The organism is Dongia rigui (assembly GCF_034044635.1).
GTDB lineage: Bacteria > Pseudomonadota > Alphaproteobacteria > Dongiales > Dongiaceae > Dongia > Dongia rigui.
Genome location: NZ_JAXCLX010000001.1, coordinates 1,191,479 through 1,206,971 on the forward strand (window position 1 = coordinate 1,191,479; position 15,493 = coordinate 1,206,971).

Sequence of the window (15,493 nt, forward strand, 5' to 3'; positions counted from 1 at the left end):
GTTGGGCAATCCCGCCCCGGCCTTTTCAAGGGCCGGAGCGGGACAGCGTTAGTCCAGATAACTCAACTTTAAACAGCCTGGGCGATTACTTCGCCGGCAGGCCCATCGCGGCGCGATAGGCAGCAAGCTGCTTGTCGCGGCCGAACTCGTCGGTGAGACGGTTCCATTCCTTGGCCACGTTGTCGAGCGCTTCCTGGGCGCTCTCTTCGCCGGCCAAAGCCTTGGAGAGTTCGATTTCCACGACTTCGGTGTAGGAGAAGTAGCCGGGGAGACGCATATCCAGCACGACGTTCTCAGCGGCGAGCGAATCTGCCTGGGCGCCCAAGTATTCCTTGGCTTCGCGCGGGCTGAACAGCTTCGACCACAGGTCGAGGTTGGTCGTGTGCGAGATGCGATAGGGGTTGACACCAGTACCGCCGGTGATCGCCGCCTTGCCCGAGACTTCCGGGCTGGAGAGGAATTCGATGTAGTTCCAGGCAGCTTCCTGGTTCTTCGAGGAAGCGGGGACCGCCGCCTGCCAGCCGCCGAACGCCATGAACGGCGATTTGACGATATGGTCGAACTTCTTCCATTCCTTGGTCTTGTAGTCCCAGATCTCGTTCGAGCCCGGCAGCACGGCCGAACCGACATTGCCTGAGATCTTCGACTGCTTCGGATCGGCGGCGATGACGCCCGTGTCGCCCCAGCCGATCGACTGGGCAACCTGGCCGCCAGCCACGGCCGCGTTCACTTCACCGAAGGAGAAGTTGAGCGCGTTGGGTGGTGCCAGCTTCGAGGACTTCACATATTCCTCGAGACCACGGACCCAGCCCGGGTTGTTGATTTCGGCATCCATCGTCTCCGGATTGAAGAACATGGCGCCCTTCTGACCCGGAATGTTGGTGTAGGACGCCGCATGGCTGAAGAAGAACCAGAACTGCTGGCCGCCGCGACGATAGGCTTCCGCCGTGCCCCACAGGCCCTTGTCCGGACGGGTGAAGAATTCGGCGATGTCGAGATACTGCTTCCAATCCTGCGGCACGGCGAGGTCGTAGCCGTACTTCGCCTTGAATGCCTCTTTCTCCTTCGGATCCTCGAAGAGATCGATGCGGTAGGTATAGGTGTGAACGTCGCCGTCGATGGTCTGCGACAGGGTCTTGCCGTTCCACACCATCAGCTGCTCGCGATAGATGGGCGCGATGTCGTCCCAGGCCTTACCCTTGCGCATGGCTTCCGGCACTTCCGACAGATAGTCGGTGAAGTCCGGCGACCAGGCCGGGGCGAAGCTGATGACGTCGAAAGTCTCTTCGCCCGAGGAGAGCGACGTGACGATCTTCGGATAGAGTTCCGACCAGGGGAACTCAACCACGTTCACCTTGCCGCAGGTCTTCTTGGCCCATTCTTCGCCGGCGCTTTGCAGGGCCGAAGCGATGTAGGGGCCGGTCTGCGAAGCGGCGGTCAGCGTGACGCCGGTATAATCCGGATCGCAAGCGAGTGCCGCGCCGGTGCTGAGCGAAAGCGCTGCCATCGCCGTTGCACCAAGTAGAAGCTTCCTCATGTTATCACTCCCGTTTCTCTCGTTGGTTAGCTTGGTTCGACTTCAGTGTTGAACTCTTGTCGCGGTCATTTGATGGCCCCGATCAGCAGACCGGACCGCATGAGCCTGCTCAGCAACGCCGCCATGACCATCATCGGAACGATGGCAACCAGGGCGGCGGCGGATATCGACCACCATTCGTCACCACGCTGGCTGTTCTGGCCGGCAACGAGGATGGGAAGGGTTTGCCATTTGGCATTCGTGAGGAAGAGTGCAAAGAGAAACTCGTTCCAGACGAAGGCCAAGGTGATCATGAAAGTGGCAACGAGACCCGGCACGGACATCGGCAGGACGATACCGGTGAAAATCCGCCAGGATGGTACGTTGTCGACCATTGCGGCTTCCTCGACCTCGAGCGGCAGCGCGGCAAAGAAGTCGCGCATCAGCCACACCACGATCGGTAGAGAGAAGGCGATATAGGCCAGCACCATGCCGAAATAGGTGTCGATCAGCTTGAAGCCCAAGCGCCCCATTTCGCTGTACATCAGGAACAGCGCGAAAGCGGCGACGATCGGGGGGAACATGCGCTGGCTGACGAACCAGAAGATGATGTCCTCATTGCCGAGGATCGGTCCCGGCACACGCAAGCGGTTGGTGAGGAGCGACAGGACGAGTGCGACCAGGAAGGAAATGATCATGGCCGTCGCCCGGCCGAAGCCGAACACATTGGCGCCGAGCAGATAACCACCGCAGGCGATGACGAAGAAGACCACGCCGGAGGCGAGCTTCACCTTGAACGGGAAGCGCACCAGCGCATAGGCCGCCATGGCGCCGATGGCGGTGGCGAGCACCGCCGACGAAAGGCCGATCACGGTGGAGGCGATGACATTATTGAAGAACTCGCCGCGCTCGCCAGAAAGAAGCTCGCTCCAGGCCTGCAGCGAGGGGTCGAAATCGAGGAAAGGTATGAATGTCGCGCGACCCACGACCGAGATCGAGGTCTTGAACGATGTGACGATCACCCAATAGAGCGGGAACAGCGTGAAGGCCGCCCAGAACAGAATTCCGAGGAGGGCGAAATAGCGCGGCGCGCCTTTGAGAGTGCGAGTGCTCATCGATGCTTCGCCAGATAGGGTTTGAGGATCGCGAGATAGACCACGCCGATCACCGTGATGACGATCAAGAACAGGAACGAGAGAGCGGAGGTATAGCCAAGATTGAACTTCTTGAAGCCTTCCTGATAGGCAAACAGGGTCAGCGTCTCGGTCGAGATGCCGGGACCGCCGCCGGTCAGCACGAAGACGGTGTCGATGATCTTGTAGCTCTCAATGAGGCGGATGAAGACGACGGCGGCCGAAATGGGCAGCATCATCGGAAAGGTGATGTCCCAGAACTGCCGCCACGGGCTGGCGTTCTCCAGCGAGGCCGCCTCATAGACGTCATCCGGCAAGGTGGCGAGGCCGGCCAGCAACATCAGGATGATGAAGGGCGTCCACTGCCACACTTCGACGGTAATGAGGGCACCGATGGCCCAATGCGTCTCGGTGAGGAAAGGCAGATTGGGAAAGCCGAGGAAGGTCATGAACTGGTTCAAGGGACCTTGCGTCGGGTTGAAGATCTGGCGCGCAATGAGGGCGACCGCAACCGGTGCAATCAGCATGGGCAGCAGGAAGCCGACGCGGAACAGCTTTTCGCCCGGCACCTTGGCATGGAGCGCCAGCGCCACGCCGAACCCGATGACATATTGGATGGCGACCGAGGTGAAAGCGATGATGCTGGTGGTGACCGTCACATGCCAGAAGCGCGGATTGGTGAGCAGGCTGATGTAGTTGTCGAGGCCGTTGAAATGCGGCGGCGACGGCGGCACCAGGCGGAAGCTCATGAAGCTGGTCGTCAGCGAATAGATCAGCGGAAAGATCGAGATCGCCAGCACCACAAAGAGCGCCGGCCAGATGAAGAAATATTTGATCGGGTCGTTCCGCATCACGCCACCTTGGCGAGGAGCGCGTCGATCTCGGCCCGCGACGGCATCGCTGGCGCCGTGCCGCGGCGCGTCACTGAAATGCCGGCGACCGTGCAGCCGAAGCGCACGGCTTCGGCGGGTGCCACGGCATTGGCGATCGCTGCGGCGAAACCGCCGACGAAGGCGTCGCCGGCACCAGCCGTGTCGATGACGCTGCCGGCCGAAACCGCCGGTACATGGACCGAACCGGATTTGCTGTGAAGAAGTGCCCCGCGTTCGCCCAAGGTGATGAGCGCATTCTTGGCGCCCTTGGCAAGGATGGCGTCACCGGCGCGGCGGGCTGCTTCCATGGAATCGAGCTGGAAGCCAACGATGGCCGCGGCCTCGCTCTCATTGGGGGCGATGTAGTCGCACAAGGGATAGAAGGCGTCGGGGAAGCGTTCTGCCGGGGCTGGATTGAAGATGGTCGTGACACCGGCCGCACGGGCAATCTCGAGCCCGCGTTGGGCAGCCGCCACCGGCTGCTCGAGCTGGGTCACGAAAACCTTGGCGCCGCGAATGCTGGCGGCGTGGGCGTCGACATCGGCAGGCGACAGCGTGCCGGCAGCCCCCGGATAGACGATGATCGCGTTCTCGCCGGTCTTGTCGTTGACATAGATGAAGGCAACGCCAGTCGGATCCTGGTCCGAGATGCCGACTTGCGCGTTAATGCCTTCCGCACTCCACGTCTTTTGCGCTACGTCGCCGAAGGTGTCGCGGCCGATCTTGGAGATGAAGGTCACCTTGGCGCCGGCACGGGCGGCGGCCACTGATTGGTTCGAGCCTTTGCCGCCAGGCCCCATCTTGAAGCCGGAACCGGCAATGGTTTCGCCGATCTTCGGCATCCGGTCGCCCATGAAGGCGAGGTCGGCGACGAAGATCCCCAGAATGCAGACGCCCTGCTGTCCCGCGCTCATGATTCGTGCTTCCTAAATCAATACTTCACTTCCGGCGGAATGACGCCCTTGGTGAGCATGAAGCAGCCATAAAAGCGACGCTCACCCGTGGCAATCACGCAATAGGACTTCTTGGCGATCTCGTAGAAGGCCATGCGCTCGACCGGCACCAGCGGCCAGGATTTGCCCTCGGCCTTGTCGATCTCGGCCTGCACTTCCTTCTGCACCGCCGGCACCTCGGTCGGATTGCCGACGATTTCCATACGCATGGCTGCGTCGGGGATGAAGGTGTCGAGCGGCATGGCCGAGAGAATGGCGCGTGTCGCCTCGGCCGTTGTCACGGCATCGATGCGCAGCAATTTTCCGAGCACGGTTTCACGTGCCACGGAATCGGCCGGGAAGTTGGTATCGCACAGCACCAGCCGGTCGCCATGACCCATGGCGCGCAAGGCATAGAGCACGTCCGCATTCAGCAGCGGATTGACATTCTTCAGCACGTCCCGTCCCTCCCCGTTAGCTAACCCATCGGCGGTTCGTATCGCCGCCTTGGGTCACCACTTTATTCACTCGCCGTAAGGAATCCAGATGTTCTTCACCTGCACCGCGTGGCGCAGCAGGATCGGCCCTTCGGCAGCAGCTTGGTCGAACCAATCGGTCACGAGACCGTGATCGGTCAGCACGCGTTTGAGATTTCCGACCGAGAGCTTCTCGGCCAGGGTCGCAATCTCCTTTGTGCCGAAGGCCCAGATCGCATCGACGTCGTCATGATCGGCCAAGGTCTTGGCCAGATCCTTGGCGGCACCGGTCACGATATTGACGACGCCCGCCGGCACATCGGAGGTTTCCAGGACCTGATAGAAATCGGTGGCGACCAGCGGATGACGCTCCGACGGCACGATGACGGCACGGTTGCCCATGGCAATGACCGGCGCCAGCAATGAAATGAATGAAAGCATCGGCGCTTCGTCGGGGCAGACGATCCCCACGACGCCGATCGGCTCGTTCATGGCGAGCGCCACGCCGCGCAAGGGCGGCGCATGCACCGTGCCTTCGAACTTGTCGGCCCAGGCGCCATAGGCAAAGAGGCGCCCGATGCTGGCATCGACTTCGGCCACCGCCTTGGCCTTTGAGGCACCCGTCATCGCCGCAATGCGGGCCGCGAATTCGTCGGCGCGGGCCGAGAGGTTCTCGGCCATGTAATAGAGGATTTGCGCACGGTTGTGCGCGGTCGCCTTCGACCAGCCTTCGGCGCCGCGGGCGGCCGCAACCGCATTGCGGATGTCCTTGCGATTGCCCTCGCCCACTTCGCCCAGGCGCACGCCCTTGGGCGACAGCACGGGGCGCGAGTAATTGCCGTCGGGACGCGCCTGCTTGCCGCCGACGAAGAGCTTGGCGGTGCGGTCGAGATCGGGCAGATCGAAACCGGCCACATTCTCCTGGGGTTCCGGCAGTTCCGCAGCGACGCGGGCTTTCCGGCCCGCCCAGGCCTTGGGCTTCAGATACTCGTAGGCGCCTTCCTTGCCACCCTCGCGGCCGTAGCCGGATTCCCGGTAGCCGCCAAAGCCGACCGCGGCATCGAAGAGGTTTGTGGCATTGATCCACACCACACCGGCCTGCAGCTTCGGCGCGATATCGAGGGCCAAGCCGATCGTCTCGCTCCAGATGCTGGCGGCAAGGCCATAGCGCGTGTTGTTGGCGAGCATCACGGCTTCGTCCGGCGTGCGGAAGGTCATCGAGACCAGCACGGGGCCGAAGATTTCCTCGCGCGCGACGGTAGCCGCCGTCTGCACGTGAGCCAGCAAGGTCGGGGGATAGAAGTTGCCGCCGGTGGGCAAGTCGATCTCCGGCTGGAACAGCTCAGCCCCCTCGGCAACACCGGTGGCGACGAGTGCTTTGATGCGCTCGAGCTGCACCGGGGCCACGATGGCACCCATGTCGATCGCCTTGTCGAGCGGGTTGCCGACACGCAGGTTCTGCATGCGGCGCTTGAGGCGCGCATGGAATTTGTCAGCGATGCCTTCCTGCACCAGGAGGCGCGACCCGGCGCAGCACACTTGGCCCTGGTTGAACCAGATGGCATCGACGACGCCTTCGATGGCACCGTCGATATCGGCATCATCGAAGACGATGAAGGGCGACTTGCCGCCAAGCTCCAAGGTCAGCGACTTGCCCGAACCCGCCGTCTCGGCGCGGATGAGCTTGCCCACTTCCGATGACCCGGTGAAAGCGATCTTGTCGACACCTGCATGGCCAACGATGGCGGCGCCCGTGCGGCCGTCACCCGTCACCACATTGAGGACACCGGCCGGCAGACCCGCCGCCGCCGCGATCTCGGCAAAGAGCAGAGCGGTGAGCGGCGTGAATTCGGCGGGCTTCAGCACCACCGTGTTGCCTAGCGCCAGAGCCGGCGCCACTTTCCAGGCCAGCATGAGCAGCGGGAAGTTCCACGGAATGATCTGGCCGACGACGCCGACCGGAACCTGGTCGGCAAATTCGGTCGCCTGCAGCTGCGCCCAGCCGGCATGATAATAGAAGTGACGGGCGACGAGCGGCACGTCGATGTCGCGCGTTTCGCGCACCGGCTTGCCGTTGTCCAGCGCCTCGATGACGGCAAAGAGGCGGGCATGTCGTTGAACCGCGCGCGCCAGCGCATAAAGGTGACGGGCGCGCGCGTGACCGGGCAATTTGGCCCAGGAGCCCTGCGCCTTGCGGGCAGCGACGACAGCCGCATCGACATCCGCCGCATCGCCCTGGGCGACGCGGCCGAGCTTCTTGCCCGTCGCCGGATCCATCGCATCGAAATGAACGCCCGCGGCGGGCTGCACGAACTTGCCGCCGATGAAATGACCGAAGCCGGATTCGTGGCGCTTCAGCCAGGCACGCGCCTCGCCATCGGCTTCCGGCGCCGGACCATAGGACATCTCGTCGAAATAGCGGGCGACACTCATGGTCTTATCCTGCGGCATGCCGGTTATAGGCCGAATAGCGGCCGGTCACGTGGTGTTCGAGCTGGCGTTCGATATCGGCAAGCAGGCTCGACGCGCCGATGCGGAAGAGATTGGGTTCGAGCCACTCGCGGCCCAATTCCTCCTTCATCAGGAACTGGTAGTTGAGCACGTCCTTGGCGGCAGAGATACCGCCAGCCGGCTTGTAGCCGATCTTGAACCCGGTCCGTTCCTGATATTCGCGGATCATGCGGATCATGATCAGGGTGACGGCAAGCGTTGCGTTGACGCTTTCCTTGCCGGTCGAGGTCTTGATGAAATCGGCGCCGGCCATCATGCAGACCAGCGAGGCCCGGGCCACATTGCGCAAGGTTTTGAGATCGCCGGTCGCAAGGATTGCCTTCACATGCGCCTGGCCGCAGGCGGCGCGGAAGTCGCGCATCTCGTCATAGAGCGCCTGCCAATTGCCGGTCAGCACGTGCTCGCGCGTGATGACGATATCGATTTCCTCGGCGCCGTCTTTGACCGAGGCCTCGATTTCCTTGAGCTTCAGATCATGGGGAATGAGGCCGGCGGGAAAGCCAGTCGAAACGGCGGCGACCGGAATGCCGGTGCCGGCCAGTGCCTCGACGGCGGTCGCCACGAAACGGTGATAGACGCAGATGGCGCCCGTGGTCAGACCGCGATCCGCCATGCCCAGCGCATCGAGCAGATCGGCCCTCACCGGCGCCTTCGCCTTGGCGCAGAGGCGCTTGACGCGCTCGGCCGTGTCGTCACCGTTCAACGTGGTGAGATCGATGCAGGTGATGGCCTTGAGAAGCCAGGCGGCCTGCGCATCCTTCTTCACCGTACGCCGACCCGGCAGGGTCGCCACCCGACGCTCGGCCGCCGACAGATTGACGCGCACGCCCTGCACCCAGCCAAGATCAAGCGGCTGGGCCACATTGCGGGCGATCGCATTGTGGCCAGCCTGCGTTGCGTGGCCACCGATGGGCGCGATCTTGAGATCAGCCATGCCGACACCGTCTCTGGAAAGGCATCCGCGCAAAGCAGCCGAACAGGCGATCTTCGGCCCGGTCCGGGCCGTCTCCTCCCACTCGGCGCTCTTTGCGGCGCTTGTTAATATTCTATCAAACTTTGATCACTTTATGACATCGGGTTGGAGAGCCGTCAAGCGCTCCGCGGCCCGTCTTCGGTAATGATCGAGCGGAAGTCGGAGAGCCGCGCGAAATAAGCGGGCTTCACGGTGCCGAACTTGCTCTCATCCACCACCAGATGGCTTTCCAGCGCGCTGGCAATCGCCTTCTGCTTGATCGGCACTTCATGGAAATGGGAGCAGCTGGCCCCGCGTTCCACATCGACACCACCGGCCGAGATGAAGGCCTTGTTGATACCGAACCGGCCCAAGGGTTCCAGCCATTCGCCGCTGGAAAACGTCGCCGAGGCGGCGTGAAAAAGCCCGCCCAGCATGATCATGCGCAAATTGGGTTTCTGCGCCAATCGATCCGCCACGTTAAGCGAATAACAGATGACCGTGATGCTGAGATCTGCCGGTATTTGCTGGGCCAAATGATCGAGCGTCGAACCGCAATCGATGAAGACCGTGTCGTCCGGCGCGATCAATTCGAGGGCGTGGCTGCAGGCGCGAAACTTGGCGTTGGCGTGGCTGTCGGCCTCGCGTCCCAGCTCGTAGCCGCCGGCAATATCATCCGCGCTGACGATATGTCCGCCAAGATAGGCAAAGCGCTCAGGGTGCGCGCTGACATCGCGCCGCACGGTCATTTCCGAGACGCCCAGGAGCGCGGCCGCATCTCGCAGATGCAACACACCGCGCTGCGCCAAGGCCTCGGCGAGCAGATTGGTGCGCTCGGATTTGCGGCTGGACATTCGGATCACACTCCCCTGGCGGCGATGCACGATTGGACCGATTTGGCGCGGCTCTCTGGACCGGGCATCGGGGTCAGCATGCGACGCCCCGGACAGGTTCGTCAACCCGAAATTGTTATATTCCTAACATCGTGGCTCATGTTGGAACCGAGGGCCCATGACCGAATTGCATTGAAATCAACCTGTTGAGGAGAGCAGCGATGGCGGAATCCAAGAATGTGCGGGCCTACCGCAAATCGCTGCAGGATGGCGATCCTGCGGCCAAGGCAGATGCCGAGGGCAAGGCTGCGAAGCTGGGCCTTGAGCTTGAGGCGGCCGAAAGCAAGCGGCCGGGCGCCGGAAAGTCGCTGGCACGCGGCGACAATGCCAAGCCGGGCCACGTTCGCGCCGACGTGGCCGACGATCCGCGGCGGAACCGGCCAGCGACCCGGCAGCCGGCCCGTGGCAAGAAACCCCTGACCCGACAGAAATAGGAGCGAAAGATGCCCCGTGGTGACAAGGACAAGTATACCTCGAAGCAGAAACGGCAGGCTGAGCATATCGAAGAAGGGTATGAGGAACGCGGCGTCGCCAAGGACGAGGCTGAGGCCCGGGCCTGGGCGACGGTCAACAAGATGAGCGGTGGTGGCAACAAGAGCGGCTCCGGCGTCGGCAAAGCGGAAAACAAGGCACCGGCGCGTAAGGGTGGGCGCATCGGCGGTGCAGCGTCGGCCGCCCGCCCCAAGGCCGCCCGCAAAGCATCTGCGAAAAAGGCAGCCGCCACCCGCAAAAGACGTGCAGGCTAAGCGCTATCCTATGGTCCGGCTTTCCGGCAGTATGGCGGCCCCATACCGCCGCCACACCGGATCAGCATGTCCGCCCAGCCGAATATGTTCTCTGTTCTCAGGAACAGGGATTTTTTCTTCCTCGAACTCAATGCCTTCTTCGCCACGATCGCTGCCGAGATTTTCACGGTCGCCATGGGCTGGCGGATCTATGAAATGTCGGGCGATGCTTTCGCGCTGGGCCTCGTGGGCCTCGCGCAATTCCTGCCCATGCCGCTCCTGGTCTTTCTGACCGGTACCGCTGCCGACCGCTATTCGCGCCGCCGCATCGTCACCATCTGCATGGTGGTCGAGTTCGCCGCCATGCTGGGCATTGCCTTGGTTGCCCATTTGCCGGCGGGCGATATCTGGCCGATCCTCGCCTTTCTGGTCCTGCTGGGCGCCGGCCGCGCCTTCCTGGCGCCAGCCTCGCGCGCCTTGGCACCGACGCTTGTCACGCGCGAAGAGATCGGCGCCGCCGTTTCCTGTTCCACCGCCACCTGGCAGTTCTGCTCGATCGCCGGTCCGGCCCTGGGCGGCCTACTCTATGGCTTCTCTCCTGACATCGCTTACGGCACGGCATTGGTCATGGTTTTCTGCGCCGGCCTCGCCTCGCTCTTCATCCGGAAGGCGCCGCAAAAGCCGGTGCAGGAAGAAAGCATGATCGATGCACTGATGGGCGGCCTCCGCTACATGAAGGCAGAGAAGATCGTGCTGGGCGCCACGACGCTTGACTTGTTCGCCGTGCTGCTCGGCACCACGGTCGGCCTGCTGCCGATCTTTGCCAAGGACATCCTGCTTGCTGACGCTTTCGAGCTGGGCGTGCTGCGCTCGGCGATCGGTATCGGCGCCCTTGGCATGGCGCTATTCCTCGGTGTCTTTCCCGTGCGCCGCAACGCCGGACCGATCATGTTCGCAACCGTCGCCGTGTTTGGTGTCGGCACCGTGGTCTTTGGACTGTCGCATTCGCTGGTCCTGTCGGTCGGCGCCCTCATCGTCATGGGCGCCAGCGACATGATCAGCGTCTATATCCGCGAGGTGCTGCTGCAGCTTTGGACGCCGGATTCGCTGCGCGGCCGGGTCACCGCGGTGAACTCCGTGGCCGTCTCCGCCTCCAACGAACTCGGCACCTTCCGTGCCGGTGCCTCGGCCGATCTCTTCGGCCCCGTCATCGCGACGGTGCTGGGCGGCATTTGCACACTGGGCGTCACCTTGATGTGGATGTATCTCTTCCCCAAGCTGCGCAAGGCCGACCATCTCTCCGGCGTCGATGAAGACGGTCTTAAAGAAGCCTGAAACAGGCGACCCTCACGAGGTCCGCCCGGGGATAGGTGACGCGGCCGGTGCACACTATGCGATTTAGCCAGTCGCAAGGCCCCTCTGGTGCATGGAACACCGGCGTACAGCGGCAATAGAGCTCATCTGCCGCTGGCTCGCCGCCCGCTTTCACCTTGGCAAGGCCGGCGTCATTCGGGACCCAAAGGCCGCGGTTGTGAATGTCGATGACGATGCCGCTGGTGGTCCGCAGTTGGTAACGCGCATCGAGGACGCCGACACCGTCGGGACGCAGCAGGAAGTAATCGGCCCCGCCGGCCAGCACCACGCCGCCGATTTCAGGCCCCGCAAAACTGCCCCCGATGATGGGGTAGTCGGTACGCTCGCCAGCCGGCCCGGTCCCCACAGGCTGCGCCGGCCCGATCAGGACATCGATGTCAAACAGCCAGGTGGTCTCCAACGCAGGTGACATCGTAGCGCCCCCTTCAACGCTGGCCGCGGAAATGCTGCGCCAAGGCGCGCAGCAAGCGCACGGTGTCGGCCCCGATCGGCGATTCGGCAGCCGGCAAGGAGGATTGCTTCACCACCACCAGATCGGCGGCAAAGTCGATGAAGATGTATTGGCCGTGGATGCCGCACGCCATGATGGACGGGCTGCCATCGTTGAAGACATACCACTGGCTGCGATAGGAGGCGCCGGGCGCCCAGGCAGCAAATTCAGCGTCGCGGGCGAAGGCAGCAGCATCGCCGCCCGCCGCGATCTTGCGGATGGCCTTGGCCGGCAGGATCTCAGCGCCCTCGATGCGGCCTTCCTGCAGCACCAGCCGGCCAAAACGGGCAAGATCGCGCAAGGTCGCATTGAAGCCGGCCCCGGTGATGGCGCGCCCCCAGGGATCGGCCGCGAAATAGGCGTCGCGCTCGACACCGATCTTCGACCACAGCATTTCCTCGACCAGCTTGTCGCTGGATTTGCCGCTGGCCCGCTCCATGGCCCAGCCGAGGACCTCGGTCACCGCCGTCACATAATGGAAGAGGCCGCCATGGCTGTCGCGCTTCTGCAAGGACGGCAGGTATTCATAAAGCGAGGCATAGCGGCCAAGGCCGCTTGGCGCCGGCAGCAGGCCGCTCGCGTAACCGTAATGGGACGAACTGGAATCGGGATCGTCGTATTTCTCGACATAGTCGATGCCGACCGCCATATCGAGCACCTGGCGGATGGTCGCATCACCGAAGGCGCTGTTAATGAGTTCCGGGAGGTAATGCGCAGTCGCCGCATTCTCATCCAGTATGCCGCGATCGACCAGAACCTCCGCCACCAGGCCGATCACCGATTTGGTGCAGGAGAACATGATATGCCGGGTGGCGGGTGTCTGCCCGTTCCAATAGCGCTCGTAGCGGATCTTGCCGCCCTGCAGCACCAAGCAGGCATCAGTATAGGTGGCGATGAGGTGGTCGCCCATGGTCTGCTTGGCGCCACTCAAACTGCCGAATTCAAAGCTGTCGAGGGACAGCGCCGCTGCGGCAAGGGGTGATGTGGCCGTGCCGCCGCCATGGACCGTCAGCGTGGGCAGCAACTGTCCGACATGCTGAAAGCCCCATCGGTTGTACGGCGCCCGGATCCAGCTTGCCCAGGTGACGCGCGCCTCGGCCGATGCCGGGAAGCCTTGCATCAAGCCAAGTTCGGCTGCCGTCGCCGGCGCCTTGGTTTGCGCGGCGCGGTAGATCTCGGCGGCGGCTTCGTTTTCGGCAAAGAACGACATGTTTCCTCCCCAGGATTAGAATTTCTTCAACAACCGGCGCAGCGTCTTGAGCTCTGCCGTGGTCAGATTCCGCGCGATGCGCGCATCATGGGCGCGTACTTCGGCGCTGGCCTCTGCCCGGCACTTCTGCCCCAGCGCGGTCAATTGCAGCACATTGGCACGCTTGTCGCTCGGCGACGGTACGCGGCGCACCAGTTTCAGCGCCGAGAGCCGGTCCAGCAGCGCCATCATCGCCGCCCGGTTGACGCCCATCACTTGGCCAAGCCGCGACTGGTTGATGCCGGGATTGGCGTCGATCAGGATGAGGGCGGCGAACAAAGGCGGCGTGAGGCCTGTGACGCTGGCATCGAAATCCTTATAGATGCCGATCTGCGCCCGCCGGATGGCATAGCCGATGAGGTCGCCGAGCAGGCCAAAGGCGATATCGGCCGGCCATTGCTCAAAACTGTCCGCCATCCCTTGACTCATTTCCCTGTCGCGCCATGATTGTACGATAACCATACATAAAACCCAGGGAGGCACAAGTGCGGGTCGCGGTCATCGGAGGTGGTATCGGCGGGCTGACGACGGCGCTCAGCCTGCATGCCGCGGGAATCGAGGTTGAACTGTTCGAATCGGTGGCGGAACTGCAACCACTTGGGGTCGGCATCAACCTGCTGCCGCATGCCGTGCGGGAGCTGACGGAACTGGGCCTCGGCGAGGCATTGGCCAAGATCGGCCTGCCGCCGCAAGAACTCATCTACGTCAACCGGTTCGGCCAGGAGATCTGGCGGGAACAGCGCGGCTGCGCCGCCGGCTATTTGTGGCCCCAGATATCGCTGCATCGCGGGCGATTGCAATTGCTGTTGCTGGAAACCGCGCGTGCGCGACTAGGCAGCGCACGCCTCCATCTGGGCCAGCGCCTGATGCGGGTCGTGGCCGGCGCCGGGTCAGCTACCGCCTTCTTCGAGAAGGACGCCGTCACCGCCGATGTCGTCATCGCTGCCGATGGCATCCATTCGGCTGCGCGGGCACAGTTCTTCCCGCAGGAAGGAGCCCCGATCTGGAACCACCGCATCCTGTGGCGCGGCGTCAGCCACGCCGCCCCCTTTGCCGGCGGCCGCGCCATGGTCATGGCAGGCCATCAAGCACAGAAGTTTGTCTGTTATCCGATTGCCGAAAATGATGGCGTCGCCGAGATCAACTGGATCGCCGAATTGAGCTTTGCCGAAGGCCATCCGTGGCGGCGCGAGGATTGGAACCGGTCGGCCGATCTCAACGATTTCCTGCCGGCCTTTGCCGATTGGCGGTTCGGCTGGCTGGATGTTCCGGCCCTCATTGGTGCAGCGACCCGCGTCTTCGAATATCCCATGGTCGACCGCGATCCACTGCCGCGCTGGACCTTCGGGCGGGTGACCCTGCTGGGCGATGCGGCGCACCCCATGTACCCGATCGGCTCCAACGGTGCGTCACAGGCGATCCTCGACGCCCGCCACATCGCCTATGCCCTGGCGACCAGCACCGATATCGACGCGGCCCTCGCGCAATATGAAGCGGCGCGCCGCCCGGCCACATCGCAAATTGTGCTGGCCAATCGCGGCAACGGGCCGGAGCAGGTTATGCAGATCGCCCATGAGCGGGCACCCGGCGGCTTCAACGATATCGGCGCCGTGATCCCGCGCAGCGAACTGGAAGAGATCGCCGGCCGCTACAAGATCATGGCCGGCTTCGACAAGGAGACGCTCAACAGCCGCCCGTCGCTTACGCCGCCGCGCGCCGCGGGTTGAACATCTCGGTGATCTTGACCGCCTGGGTGAGGCGCTTGTCGATCTCGGCCATAGTCTTGGAGAGATCGGCGCTGTCGTCGCGGCGCCAGGCATGGAGCCCGGCCAGATAGATGCCGATGAGCCCCTGCAACCGCACCAGACCTTTGAGACCCGAGGCGCTGATGCCGGCCGTCTCCAGCGTCAGAGCCAGCGACCGCCGCATCTGCTTCGTGAGGCATGCCGCCTCGAACGGTGTCTGCGGCAGTTCGCGCAGCAGGGTGAGATAGGCGTCGCGGTCCTGCTGCAGCCGGTCGAAGCGCCGCATCAGCAGGTCGAACAGCCGGTCCTTGGCCGAACCATCGAGTGGATCACTTTGCAGCGAGCCGAGAATGTCCGCATCATTCGTCCGAGCCAGGCCCAACAGGATAGCGGCCTTCGTCGCATAGATGCCGTGGGCCGTCGCCATGTCCAGACCAGCGCTTTGCGCGATCTCGGCCAGCGACAGGTCGCGCCAGCCCTGCGTGGCAATGAGATGGAGCAGGGCCGCCCGCAAGGCCGCTGCCGGATCGTTCGGCCGCTTGCCGGACCGGTCCCTGGCCGATGGACGCTTTGCTGATGCCGCCTTCTTGGTCGCGCGTTTTGCCATGCCTGCCTCCGACATTTC

At 63.3% G+C, this 15,493-nt stretch carries 16 protein-coding genes; 4 read left to right on the top strand and 12 right to left on the bottom strand.

Annotated features, from left to right (window positions below; translation table 11 throughout):
- Positions 1-85 precede the first annotated feature (85 nt).
- The 8 genes from SMD31_RS05345 to SMD31_RS05380 form a co-directional block, all read right to left on the bottom strand.
- Positions 86-1,537, bottom strand: coding sequence for an ABC transporter substrate-binding protein (locus SMD31_RS05345; RefSeq protein ID WP_320499764.1), 1,452 nt, complete (start codon positions 1,535-1,537; stop codon positions 86-88).
- 65 nt (positions 1,538-1,602) lie between these two features.
- A complete protein-coding gene (locus tag SMD31_RS05350; protein ID WP_320499765.1) occupies positions 1,603-2,631 on the bottom strand; it encodes a carbohydrate ABC transporter permease in 1,029 nt (342 codons plus the stop codon).
- The gene (locus SMD31_RS05355) at positions 2,628-3,500 is read right to left on the bottom strand and encodes a carbohydrate ABC transporter permease (protein ID WP_320499766.1); all 873 of its coding nucleotides are present in this window, start codon (positions 3,498-3,500) and stop codon (positions 2,628-2,630) included. The genes SMD31_RS05350 and SMD31_RS05355 overlap by 4 nt, the downstream gene beginning before the upstream one ends.
- Complete coding sequence (gene rbsK / locus SMD31_RS05360) at positions 3,500-4,435, bottom strand: ribokinase (protein WP_320499767.1); 936 nt, start codon at positions 4,433-4,435, stop codon at positions 3,500-3,502. Before rbsK ends, SMD31_RS05355 begins: the two co-directional genes overlap by 1 nt.
- Before the next feature lie 17 nt (positions 4,436-4,452).
- A complete protein-coding gene (locus SMD31_RS05365; protein WP_320499768.1) occupies positions 4,453-4,911 on the bottom strand; it encodes an RbsD/FucU family protein in 459 nt (152 codons plus the stop codon).
- Positions 4,912-4,977: 66 nt separating this feature from the next.
- Entirely contained in the window at positions 4,978-7,362 is a 2,385-nt protein-coding gene (locus SMD31_RS05370) for an aldehyde dehydrogenase family protein (protein WP_320499769.1), read from the bottom strand.
- 4 nt (positions 7,363-7,366) lie between these two features.
- Positions 7,367-8,374 carry a deoxyribose-phosphate aldolase gene (gene deoC / locus SMD31_RS05375; protein ID WP_320499770.1) on the bottom strand — a complete coding sequence of 336 codons (1,008 nt, stop codon included), beginning with the start codon at positions 8,372-8,374 and terminating at the stop codon, positions 7,367-7,369.
- A gap of 155 nt (positions 8,375-8,529) precedes the next feature.
- Positions 8,530-9,246 (bottom strand): DeoR family transcriptional regulator, encoded by a 717-nt coding sequence (locus tag SMD31_RS05380; protein WP_320499771.1) that lies wholly within the window; start codon positions 9,244-9,246, stop codon positions 8,530-8,532.
- Positions 9,247-9,446: 200 nt separating this feature from the next.
- On the opposite strand from SMD31_RS05380, the gene SMD31_RS05385 reads away from it, so the two are divergent.
- The 3 genes from SMD31_RS05385 to SMD31_RS05395 all read left to right on the top strand — a co-directional run bounded on the left by SMD31_RS05385 (position 9,447) and on the right by SMD31_RS05395 (position 11,345).
- Positions 9,447-9,719 carry a hypothetical protein gene (locus tag SMD31_RS05385; RefSeq protein ID WP_320499772.1) on the top strand — a complete coding sequence of 91 codons (273 nt, stop codon included), beginning with the start codon at positions 9,447-9,449 and terminating at the stop codon, positions 9,717-9,719.
- A gap of 9 nt (positions 9,720-9,728) precedes the next feature.
- A complete protein-coding gene (locus tag SMD31_RS05390) occupies positions 9,729-10,031 on the top strand; it encodes a plasmid stabilization protein (RefSeq protein WP_320499773.1) in 303 nt (100 codons plus the stop codon).
- A gap of 66 nt (positions 10,032-10,097) precedes the next feature.
- Positions 10,098-11,345, top strand: a complete 1,248-nt coding sequence (locus SMD31_RS05395) for an MFS transporter (RefSeq protein WP_320499774.1) — start codon at positions 10,098-10,100, stop codon at positions 11,343-11,345.
- On the opposite strand, the gene SMD31_RS05400 is transcribed toward SMD31_RS05395, so the two are convergent.
- From SMD31_RS05400 to SMD31_RS05410, 3 genes are read right to left on the bottom strand one after another with little or no spacing between them, the layout of a single operon-like run.
- On the bottom strand, positions 11,332-11,796 hold the full coding sequence (locus SMD31_RS05400) for a DUF3237 domain-containing protein (protein ID WP_320499775.1): 465 nt from the start codon (positions 11,794-11,796) through the stop codon (positions 11,332-11,334). The two genes, SMD31_RS05395 and SMD31_RS05400, sit on opposite strands and share 14 nt — an antisense overlap.
- Before the next feature lie 13 nt (positions 11,797-11,809).
- A complete protein-coding gene (locus SMD31_RS05405) occupies positions 11,810-13,084 on the bottom strand; it encodes a serine hydrolase domain-containing protein (RefSeq protein ID WP_320499776.1) in 1,275 nt (424 codons plus the stop codon).
- A gap of 15 nt (positions 13,085-13,099) precedes the next feature.
- Complete coding sequence (locus SMD31_RS05410; protein ID WP_320499777.1) at positions 13,100-13,540, bottom strand: MarR family winged helix-turn-helix transcriptional regulator; 441 nt, start codon at positions 13,538-13,540, stop codon at positions 13,100-13,102.
- A 68-nt stretch (positions 13,541-13,608) separates the two neighbouring features.
- Here SMD31_RS05410 and SMD31_RS05415 point away from each other — a divergent pair, with 68 nt between their 5' ends.
- A complete protein-coding gene (locus tag SMD31_RS05415; protein ID WP_320499778.1) occupies positions 13,609-14,850 on the top strand; it encodes a flavin-dependent oxidoreductase in 1,242 nt (413 codons plus the stop codon).
- Here SMD31_RS05415 and SMD31_RS05420 read toward each other — a convergent pair.
- Positions 14,825-15,475 (bottom strand): hypothetical protein, encoded by a 651-nt coding sequence (locus SMD31_RS05420; protein WP_320499779.1) that lies wholly within the window; start codon positions 15,473-15,475, stop codon positions 14,825-14,827. The genes SMD31_RS05415 and SMD31_RS05420 overlap by 26 nt on opposite strands.
- Between the last annotated feature and the right edge of the window lie 18 nt (positions 15,476-15,493).